Genomic DNA, 22893 nt, shown 5'->3' with positions numbered 1-22893 from the left:
TCACCTCAGCGGATCCATCCATTTTCTTTGAAATCCTTAAAGAATACTTCGTTTAATGGTGGCAGGCAACTTGTTTGGATATAGCCAAACCCCCATTTATTGCATAATGCTTCAATCTCTTTGTTGTGGTTCAGTAATCGATCCTGATAGAGCTCCACCATCCTCAGACTTATTGATACATTCGTTTCCCGGTGTTTTTCACTATCTAATAATTTGACATCACCTTGATAAGATGGTGTTAGCTCTTCTTCATCGAGGAGTTGGATAAAATAAACCATTTCTCTTTTAATCGAAAGTTTTCTGAGTGCTTCCTCTATCACAGAGAGTGATTCGAGTCCATCTGAAATAATAAAGGATACAGAGCTTTTTTTTCGTACCCCTTTTCCTACTTCCTCAAAAAAGGAGATTCCATCTTCCTCTGAACGGTCTAGGGAAAGCTCTTGAATGTCATGGAGAATGGCTTTTGCGTCCCGTGCCCCTTTTTTCATAAAGTACTTTTGGTGATGAGTTCCCATGCAATGCAATGAAAGCCGATCATCATTTGAAAGAACTAAAAATGACAGTGCTCCCGTTAATTCTTTCGCTCTCTTCCACTTTCTATCTTCAATTAACATGGAGTTCGAGCAATCGAGGTAAATATGAACCTTTATTTCTCTTTCATCCAGATACCTTTTGATATATACCTTTTCCGTTCTGGCATACACATTCCAGTCGATTTGCCTTACATCGTCCCCGATTTCATACATTTGATAATCGGAAAATTCCAAGGAACTCCCATGATTGGTTACGAGACGAGAGCCTTTATGATGACCGCTCTTTAATCGTTTGCTGGTAATCCTGTGCCTTTTCAATTGAGCTAGAAACTGGCTGTGCCAAAGTGTTGTCACCGACTATCACCTTTTTGAACGTAATCAATCATTTCAAGGATGAGTTCATCCGTTCCCACACTCATTGCTTCTCCTTCAAAATTCAGGATTATACGGTGCCGCAATACGAGAGGAGCCACCTTTTTCAAGTCCCCCATTGAAACATGGTACCTGCCTTGTGTTAATGCTCTCGCTTTGGCCATTAGGATGACATTTTGGAGCCCCCTTGGTCCGCTTCCAAATTCAACATATTGTTTGATTCTTTCCGTTGTTCTTTCACTTTTCGGGTGTGTTGCATCAATAAGATCAATGGCAAAGTCAGTCATTTCATCTGTGACCATGATTTCTTTCACCAGATCCTGAATGTTTAATAGTTCAGATTGATTCAGCTTTTTCTCAAGAACGATGTCGTCGGTTCCTGTTGTACGCTGGATAATTTGTTTCAACTCTGCTTTAGTAGGATAGGAAACTAAGATTTTACACATGAAACGATCAACTTGTGCTTCAGGTAAAGGGTACGTTCCTTCAAGATCAATGGGATTCTGTGTGGCCAAGACAAAAAAGGGCTTCTCCAATGTCATCGTTTCGCCTACCACCGTGACCGTATTCTCTGCCATTGCCTCAAGAAGGGCACTTTGCGTCTTGGGGGTCGAGCGGTTGATTTCATCAGCTAAAACTAAGTGATGAAACAAAGGACCTTGATGGAAAACGAATGGATGTTGATCGTCCCTGCTTTGTTTCATGACCATTGTTCCAGTGATGTCTGTAGGCATTAGATCCGGGGTAAACTGAATTCGTGAAAAGCTAAGGTCCATAACATCCGCCAAGGTACGCACCAACATCGTTTTCCCTAATCCGGGTAAGCCTTCCAAGAGAGTATGCCCTCCTGCAAGGATGGACCAAAGCACACCCTCTACGATTTCCTCCTGCCCTACGATAAAGCGCTGAACCTCTTCCTTCACTTCTATTATCTTCAATGAAGCTTTCTTAAATTGTTGCTCCTTATCTTCCATGTTCACTCTACCAACTCCCCTGGATCAATTTCACTAAAATAGGATTGCACGATATTCTCTAAGTCTTTAGGGATCATGGATCGATCTGACGACTCCCGGTAAGAAGAATAATAGTCTTGATACACTTCTTCATATGGACGAAGGGTTCCCTTTTGTACCGGCCCATCGCTCTCATATCGCTCTCCATGTTCACCCTCACCTAATTTGCCTGTATCTCGTTCAATATGGTTCTGTCCTTCTATTTTTTCCGGGACAGAAAGCATCTCCCTGGATCCTTGCCCGTTGCCGGCTCCGTTTCCTGCTAGAGGGGAAGAGGAAGAACCGTTTCCATCCCCCCCCTGGCCAGTTGAATTTGAAGCACTGTTGCCCGGCTGATTTCCATTTGCAGATGAAGAAGGATCCTTATTTGCCTGTGACTTACTGTTTGCCTGATCAGATGGTGCTTTACCGGAATTCTGTGCCAATGGATCTGAACCTGTTGTATCACCATGTCCGATTGCAGCCTTTAAGAGATCGGCTTCATTTTGAAGTTCATCTTGGAGTTTAGCAAGCTGATCTAATTCTTCTACGCTATTCGGTTCTTTCATTATTTCTGATAATTCTTCCAAGGAAGTAATATCCTGTGATTTCAAAGCCATTAAAAGCTGATCTCTTTGTTCTTTTGTCATTTGATTAAAAGCTCGTTGGAGTTTATCGCTATTTTTTTCTTGAAGCGCTCTGTTTACGTCTTCTACATTTATATCTGCTACCTTTTTCTTCACTTCCTGCAGCTTTTCATTCTGTTTTTCTTTTGATTTCTTCTGAAACTCGACCTCTTTAACTTTTTTGATTATTTCATCATATCGTTTGGTCGCTTCCTTTACTTTCTCGAGCTCTTCATTTTTCTTCAACAGCTTTTCTTTAATAGAAGCATTCTCTTTCTTTTTCGCCTGTTCTGCTATTCTTTTATTTGACTCCGCAATGATCTCCTTTTCTTTCTCAATCCGATTCGCTTCTTGAAAAGAGGTATCCCATTGAGTAAAAATCAGTAAGGATATAAGCATAAGAATTCCGCTTGACAACAGGAATGAGGGCTTAATTCTCTTCTTTCCAAATTTTAATACTTCCGGATGAGCCCTTTTCATCTTCTTCAATGCATCATGCACAACTAAGGAGGATAGGGCATGGCCACTGTGAAGGCTACTATAAGCGGCAGTTACACGATTGTCGTCCACAAACCTATCATAGGTTAAGGCACTATCCTTCAAGGTGGCTCTTCTTCGATAAAACAAAATCGCAACACCAATGAAAATAGAGTGGCTACCTACCCATAGGATTCTTTCCCAATATGGGATTACAACAAAGGCTGCTATCGAAACGATGCATAGAGCAAAGACTCCTGCATAAACAAGCAGGAGCTGAATGTAATACCATAATTGATTGATCCAGAGCTTTTTTCTTATTTGCCGAAGCAAATGAAGAAATTGTTTAGTTTCCATCTTCTCACCCTTTATTTAGTGCTCTTCACCTTCATGCTTGGTCGTAGCTTCATGATACTGAGGGACAGGGAAATCACTGCAAGAACAGTGTAAATGATCAGGAATGAAATCCATAAAGGAAACGTAACGCCGCTGCGAGTGTATATCTCTTCAATCATCATCGGTTCAAAATGGCCCATCATGACGATCCCGGGATTAAACATGGCAATTAGATATGGTGCAGGATTGGTCTGATTCTGGTAAGGACCGTTCCCGATTGCCATTGAGAGCATAAAGAGGAATAACGTCCCCCCTGCAAGAAACAATACCGTTGCATAGGTTGTGACCATCGACACGATCGTCTTTCGAATAATCGTTGAATATAAAACTCCGACGGAACCAAATGCAAAAACCAGAAACAAACTGTATCCGAAGACAAAAAGTAAATCCGTTGGGGAAACTCCCCCGAACAAGAACACAAAGCTGTATAGAGGCAAACTTGAGACAACGAGTAATAACAAATATGAAACTGACGATACCAGTTTACTCAGGATTATACTCAATGAGCTTTGCTCCGTCGTCAACAACATGTTTAATGTTTGCTTCTCTCTTTCTCCGCTGATGACACCGCCTGTTAACCCAGGTGTAATGAATAACACGAGAGCAAGCTGTAAAAATGAGAGAATCATAAACATCACCCGACTTTCTTCGGGACGAAAATAACCAGTATTTGAAAATCGCGTTTGCATGTAGATGAAACCGATCACGACAATTCCTACGGCAATTAAGTAGCATAACATCCCGATAAATGCCTTAATGGAGCGAAAGCGAAGTTTAAATTCTTTATTTAACATTGGATTGATGAGTAACTGCTTCATGAAAGTGTCACTCCTTTCGTGATCTCCATAAAGACATCTTCTAAATTCGTTTCAGTCTCTTTGAAACTCACAATCTGGATGTCGTTTAAAACAGCTTTTTTCAATAGCTCTATTTGCTCCGTTTCTTCTCCTTTATAAAGGAATTGAAACGTTGTATTCTCCTCGTCCACTTCAACCTTTGAAACAAAGGGGTCGTCTTCAAAGAAAGCCACAGCACTCTCCACCATTCCCCTTACCCTCACGACAATCAGTTTATCTGCCTGCAGTTGAAACTGGATATCCTGAACAGAGCCATGAGCTACGAGTTTCCCATTATCAATCACGCCAATTTCATCACACATTTCCGCAAGCTCCGGAAGGATATGAGAGGAAATTAAAATCGTTTTTCCCATTTTCTTTAATTCTTTAAGAATTTCCCTCATCTCGATTCTGGCCCTCGGATCAAGCCCTGACGCCGGTTCATCGAGTATCAGCACTTCCGGATCATGGATGAGGCACCTTGCTAAACAAAGACGCTGCTTCATCCCCCTGGATAAAAGGTCAACATAGGAATCTTTTTTATGAGATAAATTCACCAATTCCAACAGCTGGGGAATGAGTTTCTTTCTTTGATCTGCAGGAATTTTATAGCTTGCACCATAAAAGTCCAAGTATTCGTCAGCTTTTAATTGATCATACACTCCAAAGAAATCAGGCATATAGCCGATTTGTCTTCTGACCAATTTTGGATCTTTACTTATATTGAATCCGTTCACGGTAGCCGTTCCTTCAGTAGGAGCTAAGAGAGTAGCCAAAATGGAAAATGTCGTAGATTTCCCCGCTCCATTTTGACCAACAAAGCCAAATACGGTTCCCTTCTCAATGGATAAGTTCAGGTCATCAAGGGCCAGGAACGACCCATAGCGTTTAGATAAGTTTTGAATCTCGATCATGGTTGAACCTCTCCTTTCAACACAATGTTAGGAAGACGAACAAACGGATCCCCTTGAGATCGTTTTTCAAACTCGAAGACGATTTCCCCATTGTCATCTATATATTTGTTCAATTTATCATTTACCTTGATTGAGTTCGTGGATGATTCAGAAAGCACCAGCCGCTCATCTGTTTGTGGATCGACCAGAGAAAACTGAAGCACCCCTCCTGTATGAAGAGTCATATTTAACGAATGAAGAGTAACCTTCGATAATTCAATTTGATTAGGAAGGTGAATGGATAGTTCATATGTCCCATCTTCGAGTCCCATCTCATCTGCACCATTATGTGAGTAATGCTCAATCACCTGTCCCTTAACAGGCAACACATCTAGTTCAAGTTGTTCATTTCTAAGTGTAAAAGCACCCTTATAGTTTCCCATGGAAGGAAAATGTTGATAGAGTAATGAGAAATTTTCAGACTTGGATTCTTTGTTTTTAATCTTCATATTGAATATCTCCGCATCTGTATACCCAAAAATGACTGGGGAGTTATTTTCATTATCCACAGAAATCATTTGAGATGCGAAGTTTTCCAACCGTTCTTTCTTTTGCTGCTTAATATTTTGCTGATTCGGGAATGGCGCTGACATATTTGGGGTCACACCAATAGGAGAAGATAAATAATTCGTTGAAAGCTTTTTATCAACGTCGAGCGTATCCCCGGCTTTCATATCCCCCAAACGATACATTCTGGACCCCGACCAAATATATACATCTGTAAAATCATATGGAAAATCGTTTTGAATCGTACCGGATAAGGTTTGATCCTCTAACACTAATTCCGGTATAAACCTTCCTACTTCTTCCTTTTCGCTTGAACCGAGTAAAGTCCTCGTGGACCAGTATTCTACATCCCGAAATATAATGGATCGATTATCCTTCGTTATCTCTTCAACTGCAAACTTATACTGATTTACTCCCCCAGCACTATTCCTGACTCTTGCAGGTGTGATATCTAAATTATGCTTATTTGAAATAAAATCATAGTCTCCCCCGGAGTTTGATAATGCGCTAAAAGCTGAAATTCCATGTACGCTCTTATCTTCCTCGACTTTTAAGACATTCATTTGATTCAAATGAGGCTTCGAGATTCTATCTTTAGCTCCGGTGATAAAGATGCCTGAGGAAACGAGGACCGAAATGGCAGGAATGATCCACCATGCTTGTTCACGCTTATCCACTTTTCTTAATAAGAAATAGAGAAGAGGTACAATGACAATCAAATAAATGATGAGAATGATGACAAGTGTACTTACTTTAAAATTGGTAGTCGGAAAGAGCTCATTACTGTCAGCTACTTCATAATAAATTCTCTCCAGGAAACTTTGATCTCCGTTGGACTGCCCAAGGAGAAAGTGGGGTTTTGTTTTAGAAAGGACATTTGCAAACCAATCGTCATAGCTTTCCCATGCATTTAATGCAGGGTCACCTAGTGAGAATGCCGTCTGCCACACTTCTCCTAAGCCTTCAGAGCTTTTCACAACCAACGGGATCCCGTCTTGCTCAACCAGAACATCCGATTCTGGTTTAACAGTCCCTTTAAAGATTGCTAATGAGTTAAAGGTAGCTTCTATATTCTTCTTAACATTAAAGGTTGAAGTGTCGGAGAGTGTTGATTCTTCCCCGAAAGTAAGAGGAGCCATATCTGCTACAGAGCCTAGAGTACCCTCTAAATGAGGAGCCCCCCCTATAAATAAAACCCCACCTGTGTCAACCCAGCTTTTCAACGCTCTTTGTTGATCCTGACTAAGTTCTGATAAGTTATATTGGTCAATGATAAGATAATCAAGCATTTGAAATCCGGTCTTCTCTTCAGGAATATTTTCCTTTGTGAGTGTTAAAGCCTCTACCCGATTCCCTCCCATGTTAGTCCCTTTAATTCCCTTCAAACGGTCAGGATTTTCACTTAATAAACCGATGGTCGTATAATTGCTATAGATGAAATCAGGAGTTAATCGTTTATCTCCTTTAAATTTTATCTCCTTTCCTTTTTCCCAAGATCCTTGGAACAAATGAATGGTTTCCTGATTGGAGTTATGCCTGATTTCATCATTGAATCCTGGAATGGATAATGTATATGTACGTTTTGAATTTGCTGGTACATCTATGGATAACGCTCTTGCCCCTCCAGTCTGATAGGAAGGAGCATAATCAAACAATAGATCTCCTTTAAAATCAGAACCTGTATTTTCGACGGTTACTTTAAGGGGGAAACCTCTTCCCTCCTTCACTTTTCCATCGATTCCTTCTTCCACTGAAATTTTTATTTGTGCTTGTGCGAGTGTTGTGTCCTCCATGAAAAGAAACATCAAGAACCCTAATGTCATCACAAATATTGCTTTCCTCCATCTTTTCACATGCATTCCCCTCTTTCTTTCTCTCTACAAGATAGACGAAATCATTATGGGAAAAGTTTCTATTATTTTTATATTTTTCCTTATTATCCATCTACCTTAAGTGTAATTTTACACTATTATCAACTCTTAGCAAGACCATTTTAGAAATTTATGTTAATTATTTTTTGAATAGCTCTTCTCATAAACATTGTTGCTAGTTACACAGGGAAAGTACGACCGGTGAGAATCCTGTCGCCATTATGGCCTCTCCCACTGATTATTCACAGATTTCTAATAAAGTAAATTTATCTTTTTAATGAGGGAAATATGAAACATGGACCGTTCCTTTCCGCTCCAGGCACAAGATTCCCCGGGAAGGAAGTCGAGCCTCTTCATTGAGAAAGCCAAAGCAGATTCAATGTTGAACAACAATCTTGCGAAAAGAGCCTTTTAAACTGACAAAAAAAATCACGGAACGATATCCGTAGATATCGTTCCGTGATTCACACTCATTATTTTAATCCGCCAATATAATCTGAGAGAAGGGTGATGGCAAAGTCTATCGCTTCCTCATCAGGGTTTAATTTAGAATGATGCAGTCCAAATGGAGAATTCACGCCAAGCCAAAACATAAAGCCTGGTATATCCTCAAGCATATAACCAAAGTCTTCACCCGTCATAGCTTCTTTACAGATTACGAGGTTCCGATTCGTTTTTTGGAGGAAAGAAATGAAATGATTTGTCCAATCCGGGTCATTGTAGACTTGGCGATACATGCTGCCATAATCCACCTGAATATCACAATCATAACTGATTTTCATACCATCGATTAACGCTTCCAGACGTTTTTTTACACTTTCCATCGACTCGGCTGATAGGGTACGGATCGTACCTTCCAATCTGGCTGTTTCAGCGATTATATTTTGCACCGTCCCACTTTCCATTTTGCCGACGGTAATCACTGCACTGTCTAATGGATCCACATTTCGAGCCACAATCGACTGCAGTTGTGTCACAAAGGTAGAAGCAACGACAATCATATCCTTCGTATGGTGAGGATAGGCGGCGTGACCACCCTTCCCTTTAAAATCAATAAATAACTCAGACGTATTGGCAAAAAGCAGCCCCTCTTTAACAGCAACCGTCCCCACTTCATATTCCGGCGCAATGTGAAGTGCGAATATACAATCCGGCTTCCATTCCTTCATGATTTCACTTTCAAGCATGGGCTTCGCTCCACCTGGTCCCTCCTCTGCGGGTTGAAATATGAACAGAAGATTATCCTCTATCGGGTGGTGAACGAAATGGGTTAAAACCCCCAGCTCAATCGACATATGAAAGTCGTGGCCGCATGCATGCATTCTTCCTTCATGTGATGAAGGGAAATCCAATCCTGTTTCTTCCGTGATCGGCAGACCATCAATGTCACCACGGTACCCAATCATTCTTTTAGGATTGGTGCCATGAACCTTAACGAAAATGCCTGTTCTCCAGGTCTTAATCTCTATGCGGTCAGCAGGTAGGCTTGAAATATAATTCAATAGGTATTGCTGTGTTTTAAACTCTTGAAACCCAAGTTCAGGAATTTGATGGAGATCTCTCCTGATCGACTTAAAGTCTACTGTTGACATGGGTATCCTCCTTAAATGAATAATAGATGTATAGATAGTGAAATTGAGACCTTACAAGAAAAGAACAGACGCCAGCCGTCCGTTCTCTCCTTGATCATGCTATTGTTGAAATGATTACAGTTGACGTAATTCTTGTTTTATTTCAGTCTTTGATTTTGTTTTTTCATCAATGTCTTTTAATTTCTTTGCAGGTGTACCGGCCACAACCGTGTATGGAGCTACATCATCCACGACAATCGCTCCAGCTGCAACGACAGCTCCTTTTCCGACTGTTACACCTTCAAGGACAACGGCATTGGCACCAATGACTACATCGTCTTCAATGACGACGGGTTTTGCCGATGGCGGTTCAATGACCCCGGCAAGCACTGCACCCGCTCCAATGTGACAATTCTTCCCTACTGTAGCACGGCCACCAAGTACAACATTCATATCGATCATCGTTCCCGCACCTACTACAGAACCGATATTGATCATTGCACCCATCATAATGACCGCATTGTCACCAATTTCTACTTGGTCGCGAATGATGGCGCCTGGCTCAATACGCGCTTTAACTCCTTTTAGGTCAAGAAGAGGAATCGCAGAATTTCGGCGATCATTTTCTAATACGTAGTCGTCGATTTTATCTTTATTTTCTTCAAGAATAGTAGAAAGCTCGCTCCACTCCCCGAATACGACACCGGAATTTCCTTGAAGGAAGGTTTGGGAAGATGAACCAAAGTCGATTCCATCTATGTTACCTTTCACATAAACCTTCACAGGTGTTGATTTGGTACTATTTTGAATAAAAGAAATAATTTCGTTTGCGTCCATCATTTTCATATGAATACCCTCCGTAATTATGTATAAATTCAGAATTTGTTTCTTGAATTACTTTATCAAATTAAAGGATGTAAGACAACCCTAAACGTCAAAACTATGAGTTTTCTTCAATGAATTCGTTTACAACTTCAACAAATGCTTCTACTTGTCTTAATTGAAAGGCGGATTCATAACCCAGTAACCAAGTGTCCCTATGTATCAGAGAATCATGTTCATCGATTAAAGGGATTTTATAAATATCTTCTTCCATCCCGTCTAACGTGATTGCTGGTAAAATCGCGTAGCCGATACCGTTTAATGTCATCTGCTTACATGTTTCAATTTGATCAACAACGATCGTTCGCTTCGGGGTTGTCTGGAATTGCCGATGCCACCAGTCCTGAATTTCCTGATAATAATTCGAGTCACTTTTAAATTGAATAAAAGGCCGATCAGTTTTCATGACTTCTTCTATCGATTGAATCTCCCTATCGACCAAGTACAGTGTATCTTGAAAGAGATGGTGTTTGGGACCCTTCCAATCGGGAGTACCACGAATGATCCCGATATGCACTTCATTTTCATAAATTGCTTTAAGAATTTCACTGCTCCACCCTGTCATTAACGAAATCTTGGCATGTGGATAAGTTTTCACAAACCTTTTAAGTACTTTAGGAAGCCAATTCTGACCTACAATCGAGGCACATGCAATTTTTAAGGTTCCATGAACCTCGAACTCCAATGCTTGAATTCTGTCCTTCACACTTTCTTCCTTCAGAAGCATTTCTTCAGCCAACTTCACCACAAGCTCTCCGGCAGGGGTTAGGGCAAGTCCTTTTTGAGAGCGAAGGAATAATCTGGTACCCCATTCCTTTTCAATTGTCTGGAGTCTTTGTGACAGTGCCGGCTGTGATACAAATAGCCGCTCTGCTGCTTTACGCATGTTCATTTCCTGAGCTAGTACGTGCAGTAATTGATATTCTGAGAACGCCATCTTTTTCACCTTCATAAGTTTTTCTTATATTATATCTTAATTAATATAAAATTTCATTATTGCTAAGAATGGAATAGACTGATAGTAGGAACATGGGGAGGTGCCTGAAAATGGAAGTCGTTCTCTTTTTCACTGGATTGGTGGTAGCACTCATTGGAACGTTGGCAGGAAGCGGGGGATTGATTGGTATGCCGGTGATGCTTTTGCTTGGTTTACCCATTCATACAGCCATTGCCACGGCCAAATTTTCAAACATTATGAGTTCTTTTTCAAGCTTTGTTTATTTAATAAAAGATCGAAAGGTTACATGGAAAGAATGTTTACCTATTCTTCCTATTGCACTTGCAGGCGGATTGACCGGGGCATTTTTCTCGGATAAAATATCTCCTTCTTCGCTCGAATGGATGGCCTTTTTCTTTCTATTATTCGCCCTCCTGCTAAGTATCATAAAAGGATTCAAACCCAAGAAGGTGAACCCTAAGAAATTTAGGGTTTATGGACTTTTGTACTTAATCAGTACGTATGACGGATTGTTCGGACCAGGGCAGGCAACCATGCTCATGTACACTCATCTGCTACACGGGCTTTCATATTTAAAATCGGTAGCTCTCACCCGCTTTCAGACTTTTGTAAGCTGCTTAGGAGCATTCACCGTCTATTTTCACAATGGCCATGTAGAATGGGGAGCTGCCATCCCTTTTGCACTGGGTGCACTAATCGGGGCTCAAGTGGCAGTGAGGGTAGCAGCTAAACTTTCTACGAAACATGTACAAATTTTATTAAACGTGCTTACTCTCATTCTTATATTACAGCTGGGGAAAAATCTATTTCTTTAGCGATTGGTCCCTGGGTAGAAATAAGATGCCGATAAAGCTAAACAGGGCGAAAAGTAAAACGACTAGATATACAGATTGCAAGGAACCTGTAAGTGCATTTTGTAACAACTCGAGCATGTCGGAAGACAATTGCTCCCTATCTTGTTCATTCAAGAGCATATTCACATCATTGATCGAATAATCATTACCGCTTTCTTCAAAGTATCTCTGCAGGCGGCTGTTTAAGATTCCTCCCAATAACGCAGCTCCTATGGTCGTACCTAAATTCCTCATGAACATATTGGTGGCAGTCGCAATCCCTCTGACTTGCCACTCGACAGTAGACTGAATGGAAACGATAAAGGATGTAGAGCTTAGCCCCATCCCTACTCCTACAAAGAATGAGCCAAACGCGGCCCATAATGGACCATATGATGGATCCATCAAGACAAAGATAGTTCCACCTGCCAGAAGGGATATCCCCCCCATCATGGATGTTTTAAAGTAGCCGATCCTTAATAATAAGCGTCCGGCGATTGTAGCAGAAATTGGCCATCCAATAGACATGGCCGTCAATGTAAACCCGGCGACAGTTGCACTCCGCTCCATGACACCTTGTACAAAGGCAGGGAGGAAGCTTGAGATGCCGATTAACATAACGCCTGTTGTTAGTGAAACGATATTGGCGACCAAAATGGAACGGATCTTCCATAGATCAAAAGGCATCATCGGTTGTGCTGTTCGTCGTTCGTGATAAATAAACACAACAAACCCTAAGATGATAATGTTGATCAGAGACATTGCCTGCCAGGAGTCCCAAGGCAGGTGTACCCCTCCTTCCACCAGTAAATACATTAAAGATGAGAGAGTTACGACTAATAGAAATGCACCACCATAGTCGATAACCGGTTTTTTCTTTTCAATATTCTCGTGTAAGTACAGCCATAGGCCCACAATCGATAATAAGCCGAGTGGGATATTGACCCAAAACACGTACCTCCAACTCGCATATTCAACCAACAAGCCACCAACGAGTGGTCCGCTAATGGCGGAAATCCCCCATACGCTTGATAAATACCCTTGTATTTTGGCACGTTCCTCCTTTGAATAAATATCTCCCACAATCGTAGTGGCCATAGGTAATACTGCTCCCGCACCAAGTCCCTGGATAAATCGGAATAGAATCAGTTGCTCCATCGTTTGGGCAAATCCGCATAAAACAGACCCAATGAGAAAAATCACGATCCCGATTGTGATAATCGGTTTCCTTCCAAATAAATCAGATAGTTTACCGTAGATAAGAACGGTTATGGCATTCATTAATAGATAAGCTGAAAACACCCAACTATACAGAGAGAAGCCACCAAGATCACCCACGATGGCAGGCATGGCGGTAGAGACGATTGTTGCTTCAATGGCCCCCATGAACATAGCCAGCATAACAGCTATCAATACAAGCGGTTTTTTCGTCCTTTTGATTGAACCCAATTCTAAACTGCTCATCTTGTTCTCCTTTGTATCGTCTTAAATAAACAAAATAAAGAGGATGACAATTATGCCATCCTATATAATCTTACCGTTATGTAACTGTCATGAAGGGTTTAGTCCCTTTTAAACAGTTGTCGTTGAAGTTGCTTTAACACAACTCTCCTTGTCATGATTCCTTCAAAGTATCCATCATCAGAAACCACACACAAGAATGGATGATCCACTAAAAGCTCAAGTGCTTTCTTAAAGTCTGATTCTAAGGAGACGCTGGGAAATTCAGTTGTCATGACTTCCTCTACCTTCTTTGCTTCAAGTTGTTCAAACTCAAAGCGTTCAAGACCAAGAATGGAATCTGTGATTAAACTGGAACTGATTAAGCCCTGAAAACGAAATGTCGGATCAAGTACAGGGATGGCTGAGTAACCACTCTTAGTGAGTAATAGTAACGCATGCTCCAAGGAATTCCCCACTTGGACATGAGCCACCTTCTCAGAAGGAATAATGAAATCTTTAATATTCGTTTCTAATAACTCCTTGCTACTCAATGAAATCATGTATAACCCCTCATTTTAAAAATAAGAATTTGCGTGCCAATCTATAAACAAAAGAAGCAGACACTATCTATTTTAACATATTGGAAGAAAAATGTATGTTTTGACGATTGGTTTAAAGACTAAAAAAGATAACCGAATGGTTACCTTTTTAGTACATTAATCTTGTTGAGCTTCTTGTAGAAGTTCAAAAATTTCAATCGCTGTAATGTCTATGTTATCAAAAGGAAAACTGTTTCCTTTTTCATTCATGACTTCAATTTCGAATGTATCTTGTTTTGGTAAATATTTTACCTCACAAATTTTCTTTCCATTGTATTCGAAAAATCGTTGTTGAGTTTCCCCTTGTTCACCTTGTTCTTGTAATGATTTTAATCTTTGTATAATTCCAAGAAGCTGAGACATAATCGGTCTCTCCTTTCCTGTTCTAATTCTTGGTCATAGCTTTTGCATTGTACCAGATTCTATCCTGTAAAATCTAATGTTTTGTCCTTTTTCTCCATAAATTCCTTTATAATGAAAGGGTAGAAATATATTCTCCCCGAAAGGATGGATCCGATGAGTATTTATCGTATAGATTCCCGAATATCGTTAGTTGATCTAATGGATTTGTCACTACAGGAACGTACAGGAAGTTATATTTTAAACGAAGAGTCCCTTACCATTATCGAAACATCTGCCAGTCCTTCTATACCTCATCTAAAAAAAGGTCTCTCTAAGTTAAACATTAATCTTGAAGATATTCAATACATAATTTTAACTCATATACATCTTGATCATGCAGGGGGTGCCGGTCTTTTCCTGAAGGAATGCCCCAATGCAAAAGTCATCGTTCACCCTAGAGGACGTCGTCACCTTTCAGATCCTACACGCTTGATCCGAGGAGCAAGAGCGGTATATGGAGAGAAATTCGATGATCTTTTCCACCCGATTGTGTCAATTCCGGAAGACCGGATGATTGTGATGGAGCATGAGGAAAAACTGAATCTGAGCGAAAACTGTACATTAACGTTCTACCACACCCCTGGTCATGCAAATCACCATTTAAGCATCTTTGATTCTGTGTCAAATGGGATGTTCACCGGGGACACATGCGGAATCCAGTATACGGTGGGGTCAAAGCACTTCTATATCCCTTCTACTTCCCCCAACCAATTTAGCCCTGAAAACATGAAGGATTCCATACGCATGTATAAGGGTCTGAAGCTCGATCGCTTGTATTTTGGACACTACGGTGTCACTGAAGAAGTATCATTTGCATTAGGGGAAGTAGAAAGATGGCTTGATCTTTTCATGGAAAAAAGTGAGGAACAGTTCTCACACAAAAGAACAGGGGAAGAGAACGTTAAAGCGATATCTGCTGTACTTTTTGAACATACAAAGAGTAAAATGGTCCAAAAGGGCGTTGATCCAAACAACCCGATTTTCAATTTATTAACTCTGGATACGAACGTATCAGCAATGGGAATCGTAGATTATTTCGTAAGACAAAGCAAAGGAGAAAAACCATCATGAAAAAAGTCACTTTATACACTCAACCAGAATGCCCACCCTGTGAAGTGGTCAAAATGTATTTAAAGGAACACAATGTTGAGTACAGAGAAATCAATATTAAAGAAGATGAACAAGCAAGGGATTATCTGGTTAAAGAGCTGAAGTCTTATTCCACTCCGACAATCACTGTGGACTCTGAAGTGATTTCAGGCTTCAACCTGGAATCCCTAACGGCAGCATTAAACAAATAAACATTAGGTTTATCAACAAAAAAGAGTTGGCCAATTCATTTTCATGGCCAACTTTTCTTGTATTATTGGGATTGAATTTTTTCTGGTAACTCGTAGGTAATGGATGAAACCTTCCAAGTACCTTCTTCTTCACTTAATACGACCGCTTCTATACCTGAAATCCGTGACACAGGACCTTCTTCCTCATCTGTACGTTCTTCCCATACGTACCAATTTCCATCTATGTATTTTACGTTAGTAGACTCATCATACATAAAAAATGGAATGTAGTGTGGTGCGAAGTCCGATCCAAATGTGATATATCCGCCCTCAACTTCATATATATTTTCCTTTATGAAGCTTGCTGTTAGATCCTTTGTGAAATACTGTGACAGCTTGTCATTAATCTGTTTCTTCGATTGTGGTTTTTCACTTAATGATACTTGGGTACGAAAGGCATCTTCCACAAGAGACAATGCGTTATCTTCAGTAAATTCTGATGCCTTGGTTTGACTTACTTGCCCACATGCCGCTGTAACGAGCCCTACAATAAGAAATAATAGCCATAATTTTTTCATTTCCATTTGCTTTCCCTCCCTTAATAAACTTGTTGAAATTATTGTAGCAATGGAAAATTGTCGATTGGTTATCATTTGTTCGTTAAATCCTAACAAGGACTGACATATATTTTGGTTTGGTTGTAAAATTCCCTCTATTGGTGACAGTCAAACACAAAAATTAATGGTACATTTAACCAAAAAGGGTGCCGCATGATTTCATGCGGCACCCTTTTAATTATGATAAATAGCGAATGGACCAATAAATAATAAACAGTGTAATGAGAATGGTGGCAATTAAGATAGACAAGAAAATAGGATTCCGAATATAAGGATGCTCCTTCACAACATCCGGTATATCTGTATCATATTCACCCTTCAGCCGCTTTTCCTGCCCAGCCAGTTTAAAGGTATACACTAACGAATAACCTGCTACCCCTATAACAATCAGGGCAAGCACGATCATATATATACTCATCATAGCCCCTCCTTACAAAAATGTCCTTAAGAATAATTTGTCCTAATAGGAAAAGGCTATACAAGAAAAGCGGAAGGGCTTTGACCAGAGGCGACAAGCATAAGACGATGCTGACAGAAAGGCGCATTTTTGCCTTTTTGTCAGCTTTGGCTTATGACCTCGAGCCTCTAAGCCCTGTAGCTGGACATCAAGAAAAGCGGAAGGGCTTTGACCAGAGGCGACAAGCATAAGACGTAGCTAAAAGAAAGGTGTCAAGGGATTTAAAAGATCAAACCATCCTCCTCAAATAGAAATTCATACGAAAGATCCATAAATAAATATAATCCATTGCCAAATGGAAAGGAGTAAGTCCGGATAGATTCGCCTGAATCAATATCGCTGTAGATGTCCGATAATAAACCTTTCTTATTGATCCTCATACGAATGATATTTTCAAGAAAGTACGGGCGCCAGCTCCAGTTCTTTCCTTTGTACCTTGGTTCTATGTGCCACTTTTGATCAGTTTTTACTACGTTACTTGTCACTTGGAAGCCATTTTCATCACAAATGTATAACCGGAAGCATTTGTCGGTAAAATACTTCCCCAAGTCAAAGAGTATGTCATCGAACTCGGTACTTTGTTTTTTTATCATCATCAGCTTTTGACTGATTTCTTTATGTAGGACGTCTGCGAATTCATACCCTGCTTCAAGATGCTTCTTCTCATATCGAATATAGTCCTGACATTTTTCCTTCAATTTCTCTTTTAGTATATCCGGCTTCAAAAATGAGTCTGACGGGTGCTGCAGGTAATACCCTTGATAATAACGACCACCGTTCAACCAGGCAAACTGCAGTTGAAAGTTGATTTCGATATTCTCAAATAAGAGGGATGCCCCTATCTTTCTCGCAAGCATTGACAAACTGTACAATATATCTTTATAGACTTTATTCCCCGCATCATTTCTCAGTTGGTATAAATCCACTTTCAATATATCAGGTGAGAATTGAGATAGCCGATCCAGCTGACCGCTGTTTCCGCCAACGTTATCAATCGCTATCTTAATTCCATATGTTTTGTAATACAGAAGCAAATGAACAAGCTGATCGAAGTCCCCGACGAACGTTTTTTCAGACAGCTCAATTACCGTCCTGTTCAAATCCAAACCCTTTTTTTCGTAATCTTGAAGTAGCTCCAGAAAGGATTCCCCGTGGTCAAGCATCAATAGCCTTGCATCTCGGTTTAAAAAGATGTATCCCTCTTGTTCCTCACTAATAAACTTACACAGTGCCAGTCTGGTTACCCGTTCATCCACTTCCACTTTATATTCATCGGGTATCTCTTCATCTCCAAAGAATGGTCCGAGACTCTCAATGATTCCTTCATCGACTTCCATTCTCCCTAATACCTCGTAGCCGATGATTTTATGTTCATCCGCACTGAAAATCGGTTGAAAGTACGGAATCACTTTTTCAATATTGGTTAATACTTCTAATGCGTCCATGCGCACTCCCCCACCACTACTCATGTTTTTTTGCATAATTATAACACAACTATACAGTGGAATTGAAAAGACATAAACAAAAAAGCTTTCCCTGCACTGCCGTTTTAACATATGCGGGAAAGCCATTTATCTTTCTTTCATATTTTATCTTATATTAGAACGGAAATTGATTTAGCCATTGGCCCCCGTCCATTGTGATGCACTCTCCGTTTATATACGCCGCTTGACCTGACGCAATAAAGTAAGCAAGGCCCGCAATCTCTTCCGGTGTTCCTAATCGTTTTAACGGGACACTGTCAATCGTTCTTTTCGCTGCCTCATCAGATATCCAAAGCTTATCGGCCCCACCGGTTCTTTCGATTGGCCCTGGTGCAATGGCATTTGTACGAATACCGTATTTATGCCCCCACTCGACGGCAAGTGTGCGGGTTAACGATAAGACTCCGGCTTTCGCAGCCGCAGAATGAGCCACACCTGCACCTGCATTCCAAGCGTAAGTGGCGACCATATTAATGATGGACCCCTTTTGATTGTTCTCAATCCAATAATTCCCTACAGCATGTGAGCACAGGAACGTTCCATTTAGGACGATATCAATAACAGATTTCCATCCATTAGGAGTGAGCTTTTCCGCCGGACAGATAAAATTTCCTGCTGCATTGTTTATGAGTACATCGATTTTGCCGAACTTTTCAGCAGTAAATTCAACCATCGCCTTTACGTGTTCCTGTTCCCTGACATCCATTTGAAAGACTTCAATCTTTCCATCAAGACCCGAAAACTCATCTTTCACCGATTGTAGTCGTTCTTCATTTCTCCCTGTTACGACGACGCTTGCCCCAGACTCGACGAAGTGCTTCGCCATATATTTCCCCATACCATTCGAACCGCCTGTTACAATTACAACTTGTTGTTCTCCCATATGTAACTCCCCCTTAATTATGAATGAATATTCACTCATAATTTTATCATATAGTGATGCGTTGCAACCATTTTAAATATAAAAAAGACCGATTTTTAAGAAAATATCTTCTTCTTAAAAAATCAGCCTTAAAAATCAGCTATCCGGATTGTTAACAATAGTATCGTGTAATTGTGCCAACGCCTTAATAATGGTTTTATTTCTCTTATATCCTTTTGCTTCAACAGAAACATTATTATATGAAACGACTACCTGACCTAAAGATCGAGGAGTTTTAAAGCCAAAAATATATGCTTTAATCGTTCCTCTATCGGTAGGGAGAAATAGGATTTCCATACGTTTTGTCTTTTTCATAATCCCTCTCCTTAATAAAGCATTCGGAACTCTGATTCACACGGATTTCGATCCTTATATGCCTGTCTATGAATCTTTTACTCTCCTCACTTTAAAATAAGTCATAGGAACTACTCTGTCAAACATTTCATCGCATTTACCAGACGTATGTGAAAAAGAATGAAAATAAAACGTATCATCAAATGACAGGTTGCTCAAGTAGTGGGGCAAGAACGTTACATAAGAACAAATTGCTGTTGCTCGATTTCCTTTGGGCAGATCGGTTTACTAAAGAAGTAGCCTTGGGCTTTTTGGCAGTTCGCCTCTTTAAGAAAATCAACTTGTCCCTCACTTTCTACACCTTCTGCAATCACCTCAAGACCCAGGCTATGTGCAAGATGGATGATGGTAGTCGTTATGGCAGAATCCTTCTGATTCATTCCTATCTCTTTCACAAACGATTGATCGATCTTCAAGATATCAATGGGAAATCGTTTCAAATAATGCAGTGAGGAATATCCTGTTCCAAAATCATCCACCGAAATGTACACTCCAAGATTTTTAAGCTTCCTCAGATTTTTAATGTTTGTTGAGTATCTTGCATGGCTCCCTCCGTAATTTCAATTTCTATGCAAGAAGCGGGAAGATTATACGTTGATAAATAGAAATCAATGGTATCTACTAATTGCTCCTGAAGAAATTGCTTGGGAGAAATGTTGATAGCCACACGTACCGTCTTATATCCTTTGTTTAGCCACTTTTTCAACTGCATACACACTTGTTCCAGTACCCATTCGCCAATTTGATGTATCAAGCCTATTTCTTCTGCCAACGGAATGAACTGTGCAGGGGATACAAACCCAAATTTGCCGTTGTTCCAGCGAACTAACGCTTCGAAGCTATCAATGGTACCTGTAGCTAAGTTTACCTGTGGCTGATAGTGGACGTATAGCTCTCCCTTCTCTATGGCTCTTCTCAGATGTGCTTCCATAATGATATAATTCGGAAAACTTGATTTCATATGCGTCTGATAAAAACGATAATGGGCGCGTCCTTTTTCTTTGACTTCAAAAAGGGCTTGAGCTGCTTTTTGAATGAGTGAATTAGAATCATATCCATCTGCAGGATAACGGCTGATCCCAATCGAAGGAGAGATGTAAAATTCCTGCCCATCTATTGTGAAAGGGTCTATGAACAGTGCCAAGATTTCCTTCGCTTTCGTCTTGGTATCTTCAAAACCACTATTCTTCAACAGAAAAATAAATTCATCCCCCCCCTTGTCTGTATAATAAACATTCTTCGTTCGTCAGGGTTAGCAAACGGTCTGTGATTTTTTTGAGAAACCGGTCTCTTCCCTTTAATCCAAGGGTATCATTTACAAATTTAAACCGGTCTAGATCCAGGTATAAAAGCGAGAGCTCTATACCTCTTTCTTCCATATTATGAATGATCAGAGGGACATGATCATCCAGTGCTCTCCTGTTCCAAAGACCAGTTAATTGATCATGCAGAGCCATATAATGGATCATTTCATTCTGTTCATGATGCTTGGTTATATCCTTAACAATAATATAACAGCCGTCACACTTTTCTTTTACGACGATGGAACCATTTTCAGCTGGGTTATTTTCTCCTCTCCGGCTTCGTTCAGAAGAAGACTATAATCAATCGTAGTAGGAGTTCCCAAAAGTGTGTGAATTAGTGATTCTGTCAGTAGTTTCTCATTTTGAGAGTGAAATAAATCATAGAGTTTCATATTAACTAAGTTTTCTTTTGAATAGCCCGACAATGAGCAGCCTGCTCCGTTAGATTCCTTGATGACACCTTCTCCGTCCAGAATGAATATGGCATCCAAATTATGCTCGATAATGGATTTATAACGTTCTTTCGCTTTCACTAATTTCTTCTTCTCCAGAATGGACGAAGTTATATCTCTCGTAATTGAAACAACATACTCTACTTTTCCATATCCATCCTTGATGGGTGTCAGTATGGATTCGTTCACGACCTGACTTCCATTCGTATGAAAAAAAGTATCCTGAAAGGTGACGCTCTCACCCTTTTGAACAAGTTGGGTGTATTTCTCCTGTAAATCAGTAGCCATCTCGAATGAAATCACTTCCTCCAAAAGGCGCCCCATATCCCTATTCTGAATGGATGTGTACCTTTTGGCTGATTCATTTATGTATAGGTACCTGAAAGAAGGTCCCTCTTCAACCTTCATAATGAAAATCATATCATGTATATAATCTAAAATAAGTTCTTTCAATACAGTGTCAAGGACCTGTTGATCTTGATCGTTGGTGTCTATAATAGTAGTCCAATTCATGGATTCGTCATCCTTTTAGCCTTCTGTCATTTTCTACATAATGCATCCTCCTTATATTTTACTAGTTAATCCAAGAATTCCCTATATTCGTTATTTTCTTCACTATCTGGTACTTTATACCTACATTCCACTCCATTCGTCTGCCTATTATATGTGAGACAGGCGCGCAGTCCGAATGTGAACCATACACTAATGTGAATAGAGAGAGGAGGTTTATTGTATATGTATCAACACGCATATTACCCATACCACGGTTATCCACAGTTTAGAAGAGGAGATCAGCGCTTCTTCCCATTCTTTGGATTACCGTTTATAGCTGGTGGGTTAGCTGGGTTGGCCATTAGCCCGTTCCTTTTCAACAGACCTTGCTACGGTCCTGCTTGCTATCCACCTTATTCGCCTTATGGAGGGTATCCTTACCCTGCTTACCCACAACCCTACGGGGGAAATAATATCCAATCTTCACCGTACAACTTTACAGAGAATATTAATATATACCCCCAAAGATAAACAAAAGGCTCACCTGAAAATGTAAGAGTTACATTCTTTAGGTAGAGCCTTTATGATATTTACCCTCTACAACTTTCACCCTGAGGCCTGGATACCCTGTCTTATCCTTGTAAAGTAACGCAATATTTCCTCCCGGCATAGAAATGGACCTGTCAAAATATTACTAACTTCCAACAAGAAACTCCCCACCGTACCTTTCCAATCCCATAAAAAGGGGGTATAATGAAGATTAATACAATAGAAAGGAGCTAATAACTTGAGGAATACTAGTAAATCTACCCCTTCTTCCACATCCGTAATTACCCTCTCTCAAGCTATTTTCACTGTGAATCGTCATGCGAAAACAGCAGGTAACCCAAAATACTTATATTCATTAAAAAAACGAGCCTTAATGAAAATGATTCGGGAAGGTAAGGCGAAGAAAGTTGGACTTCACTTTTCCAACAACCCAAAGAATAGTCAACAACAATCCGACGTATTGATTGATTGCGGAGATTATACCTTTCATATCCCTGCAACGAAGGAAGATTTCAAGGAATTGCCTCATCTGGGTTCACTTGATCATTCGTTAAGAAATCCTAAATGTAAAATGGGACTTCAGCAGGCTAAAGGGATTTTAGAACATTATACAGGGATGTCTGATCGTAATGAACAGCCACGTAAACCCGGGAAGAGCAGTTATCAAAAACCTGTTTTTAAAAAGTTGGGCGATAGCTTCTTTTAATGCTCAAAGATTTTAGCGGATTAAC

At 40.2% G+C, this 22893-nt stretch carries 24 protein-coding genes and 1 pseudogene; 5 read left to right on the top strand and 20 right to left on the bottom strand.

What is annotated here, in order from left to right; genetic code table 11:
• Window positions 1-5: 5 nt before the first annotated feature.
• The 9 genes from F0342_RS07570 to F0342_RS07530 form a co-directional block, all read right to left on the bottom strand.
• A complete protein-coding gene (locus tag F0342_RS07570; protein WP_149155360.1) occupies window positions 6-887 on the bottom strand; it encodes a DUF58 domain-containing protein in 882 nt (293 codons plus the stop codon).
• On the bottom strand, window positions 884-1879 hold the full coding sequence (locus tag F0342_RS07565) for an AAA family ATPase (RefSeq protein WP_149155402.1): 996 nt from the start codon (window positions 1877-1879) through the stop codon (window positions 884-886). Before F0342_RS07565 ends, F0342_RS07570 begins: the two co-directional genes overlap by 4 nt.
• 2 nt (window positions 1880-1881) lie before the next feature.
• The gene (locus F0342_RS07560) at window positions 1882-3357 is read right to left on the bottom strand and encodes a hypothetical protein (RefSeq protein WP_149155359.1); all 1476 of its coding nucleotides are present in this window, start codon (window positions 3355-3357) and stop codon (window positions 1882-1884) included.
• Between the two features lie 11 nt (window positions 3358-3368).
• Window positions 3369-4214 carry an ABC transporter permease gene (locus F0342_RS07555; protein WP_149155358.1) on the bottom strand — a complete coding sequence of 282 codons (846 nt, stop codon included), beginning with the start codon at window positions 4212-4214 and terminating at the stop codon, window positions 3369-3371.
• A complete protein-coding gene (locus F0342_RS07550; RefSeq protein WP_149155357.1) occupies window positions 4211-5146 on the bottom strand; it encodes an ABC transporter ATP-binding protein in 936 nt (311 codons plus the stop codon). Before F0342_RS07550 ends, F0342_RS07555 begins: the two co-directional genes overlap by 4 nt.
• Window positions 5143-7545, bottom strand: coding sequence for a hypothetical protein (locus tag F0342_RS07545; RefSeq protein ID WP_149155356.1), 2403 nt, complete (start codon window positions 7543-7545; stop codon window positions 5143-5145). The genes F0342_RS07550 and F0342_RS07545 overlap by 4 nt, the downstream gene beginning before the upstream one ends.
• A 491-nt stretch (window positions 7546-8036) precedes the next feature.
• A complete protein-coding gene (locus F0342_RS07540) occupies window positions 8037-9155 on the bottom strand; it encodes an N-acetyldiaminopimelate deacetylase (protein WP_149155355.1) in 1119 nt (372 codons plus the stop codon).
• Between the two features lie 114 nt (window positions 9156-9269).
• Window positions 9270-9980, bottom strand: coding sequence for a 2,3,4,5-tetrahydropyridine-2,6-dicarboxylate N-acetyltransferase (dapD, locus tag F0342_RS07535; protein ID WP_149155354.1), 711 nt, complete (start codon window positions 9978-9980; stop codon window positions 9270-9272).
• A 94-nt stretch (window positions 9981-10074) separates the two neighbouring features.
• Window positions 10075-10953 (bottom strand): transcriptional regulator CcpC, encoded by an 879-nt coding sequence (locus F0342_RS07530; RefSeq protein ID WP_149155353.1) that lies wholly within the window; start codon window positions 10951-10953, stop codon window positions 10075-10077.
• A 110-nt stretch (window positions 10954-11063) separates the two neighbouring features.
• On the opposite strand from F0342_RS07530, the gene F0342_RS07525 reads away from it, so the two are divergent.
• On the top strand, window positions 11064-11789 hold the full coding sequence (locus F0342_RS07525) for a sulfite exporter TauE/SafE family protein (protein WP_149155352.1): 726 nt from the start codon (window positions 11064-11066) through the stop codon (window positions 11787-11789).
• On the opposite strand, the gene F0342_RS07520 is transcribed toward F0342_RS07525, so the two are convergent.
• The 3 genes from F0342_RS07520 to F0342_RS07510 form a co-directional block, all read right to left on the bottom strand.
• The gene (locus F0342_RS07520) at window positions 11778-13271 is read right to left on the bottom strand and encodes an MDR family MFS transporter (protein ID WP_149155351.1); all 1494 of its coding nucleotides are present in this window, start codon (window positions 13269-13271) and stop codon (window positions 11778-11780) included. The genes F0342_RS07525 and F0342_RS07520 overlap by 12 nt on opposite strands.
• Window positions 13272-13369: 98 nt before the next feature.
• Window positions 13370-13810: a cyclic-di-AMP-binding protein CbpB gene (gene cbpB, locus F0342_RS07515; protein WP_113968397.1), complete on the bottom strand. Its 441-nt coding sequence runs from the start codon at window positions 13808-13810 to the stop codon at window positions 13370-13372.
• Window positions 13811-13966: 156 nt separating this feature from the next.
• The gene (locus F0342_RS07510) at window positions 13967-14212 is read right to left on the bottom strand and encodes a YkuJ family protein (RefSeq protein ID WP_034756109.1); all 246 of its coding nucleotides are present in this window, start codon (window positions 14210-14212) and stop codon (window positions 13967-13969) included.
• Window positions 14213-14365: 153 nt separating this feature from the next.
• Between F0342_RS07510 and F0342_RS07505 the strand changes: the two genes are divergently transcribed.
• On the top strand, window positions 14366-15322 hold the full coding sequence (locus F0342_RS07505) for an MBL fold metallo-hydrolase (RefSeq protein WP_149155350.1): 957 nt from the start codon (window positions 14366-14368) through the stop codon (window positions 15320-15322).
• Window positions 15319-15552: a glutaredoxin family protein gene (locus F0342_RS07500; RefSeq protein ID WP_149155349.1), complete on the top strand. Its 234-nt coding sequence runs from the start codon at window positions 15319-15321 to the stop codon at window positions 15550-15552. The genes F0342_RS07505 and F0342_RS07500 overlap by 4 nt, the downstream gene beginning before the upstream one ends.
• 62 nt (window positions 15553-15614) lie before the next feature.
• Here the strand turns inward: F0342_RS07500 and F0342_RS07495 are convergent, their stop codons facing one another.
• The 8 genes and pseudogenes from F0342_RS07495 to F0342_RS07455 all read right to left on the bottom strand — a co-directional run bounded on the left by F0342_RS07495 (window position 15615) and on the right by F0342_RS07455 (window position 21634).
• Window positions 15615-16115 carry a DUF3993 domain-containing protein gene (locus F0342_RS07495; protein ID WP_188048450.1) on the bottom strand — a complete coding sequence of 167 codons (501 nt, stop codon included), beginning with the start codon at window positions 16113-16115 and terminating at the stop codon, window positions 15615-15617.
• A gap of 211 nt (window positions 16116-16326) precedes the next feature.
• Entirely contained in the window at window positions 16327-16566 is a 240-nt protein-coding gene (locus F0342_RS07490) for a hypothetical protein (protein WP_262481668.1), read from the bottom strand.
• 260 nt (window positions 16567-16826) lie between these two features.
• The gene (locus F0342_RS07485) at window positions 16827-18050 is read right to left on the bottom strand and encodes an EAL domain-containing protein (protein ID WP_149155347.1); all 1224 of its coding nucleotides are present in this window, start codon (window positions 18048-18050) and stop codon (window positions 16827-16829) included.
• Window positions 18051-18204: 154 nt separating this feature from the next.
• Window positions 18205-18972 (bottom strand): 2,4-dienoyl-CoA reductase, encoded by a 768-nt coding sequence (gene fadH / locus F0342_RS07480; protein WP_149155346.1) that lies wholly within the window; start codon window positions 18970-18972, stop codon window positions 18205-18207.
• 135 nt (window positions 18973-19107) lie between these two features.
• The gene (locus F0342_RS07475; protein WP_149155345.1) at window positions 19108-19326 is read right to left on the bottom strand and encodes a hypothetical protein; all 219 of its coding nucleotides are present in this window, start codon (window positions 19324-19326) and stop codon (window positions 19108-19110) included.
• A gap of 215 nt (window positions 19327-19541) precedes the next feature.
• Window positions 19542-20557, bottom strand: a pseudogene (locus F0342_RS07465) (putative bifunctional diguanylate cyclase/phosphodiesterase).
• A 13-nt stretch (window positions 20558-20570) separates the two neighbouring features.
• Window positions 20571-20834 (bottom strand): diguanylate cyclase domain-containing protein, encoded by a 264-nt coding sequence (locus F0342_RS07460; protein WP_149155342.1) that lies wholly within the window; start codon window positions 20832-20834, stop codon window positions 20571-20573.
• 65 nt (window positions 20835-20899) lie between these two features.
• Complete coding sequence (locus F0342_RS07455; RefSeq protein ID WP_149155341.1) at window positions 20900-21634, bottom strand: PAS domain-containing protein; 735 nt, start codon at window positions 21632-21634, stop codon at window positions 20900-20902.
• 222 nt (window positions 21635-21856) lie between these two features.
• Between F0342_RS07455 and F0342_RS07450 the strand changes: the two genes are divergently transcribed.
• Window positions 21857-22144, top strand: a complete 288-nt coding sequence (locus F0342_RS07450) for a hypothetical protein (protein WP_262481667.1) — start codon at window positions 21857-21859, stop codon at window positions 22142-22144.
• Window positions 22145-22400: 256 nt separating this feature from the next.
• Entirely contained in the window at window positions 22401-22868 is a 468-nt protein-coding gene (locus F0342_RS07445; protein ID WP_149155340.1) for a YkyB family protein, read from the top strand.
• The last annotated feature ends 25 nt before the right edge of the window (window positions 22869-22893 follow it).

The sequence above is a fragment of the Bacillus sp. CH30_1T genome (genome assembly GCF_008364765.1).
Lineage (GTDB): Bacteria > Bacillota > Bacilli > Bacillales > Bacillaceae_B > Rossellomorea.
Note: the sequence above shows the minus strand (reverse complement) of the source record. Positions and strands in the feature narration are given on the sequence as shown.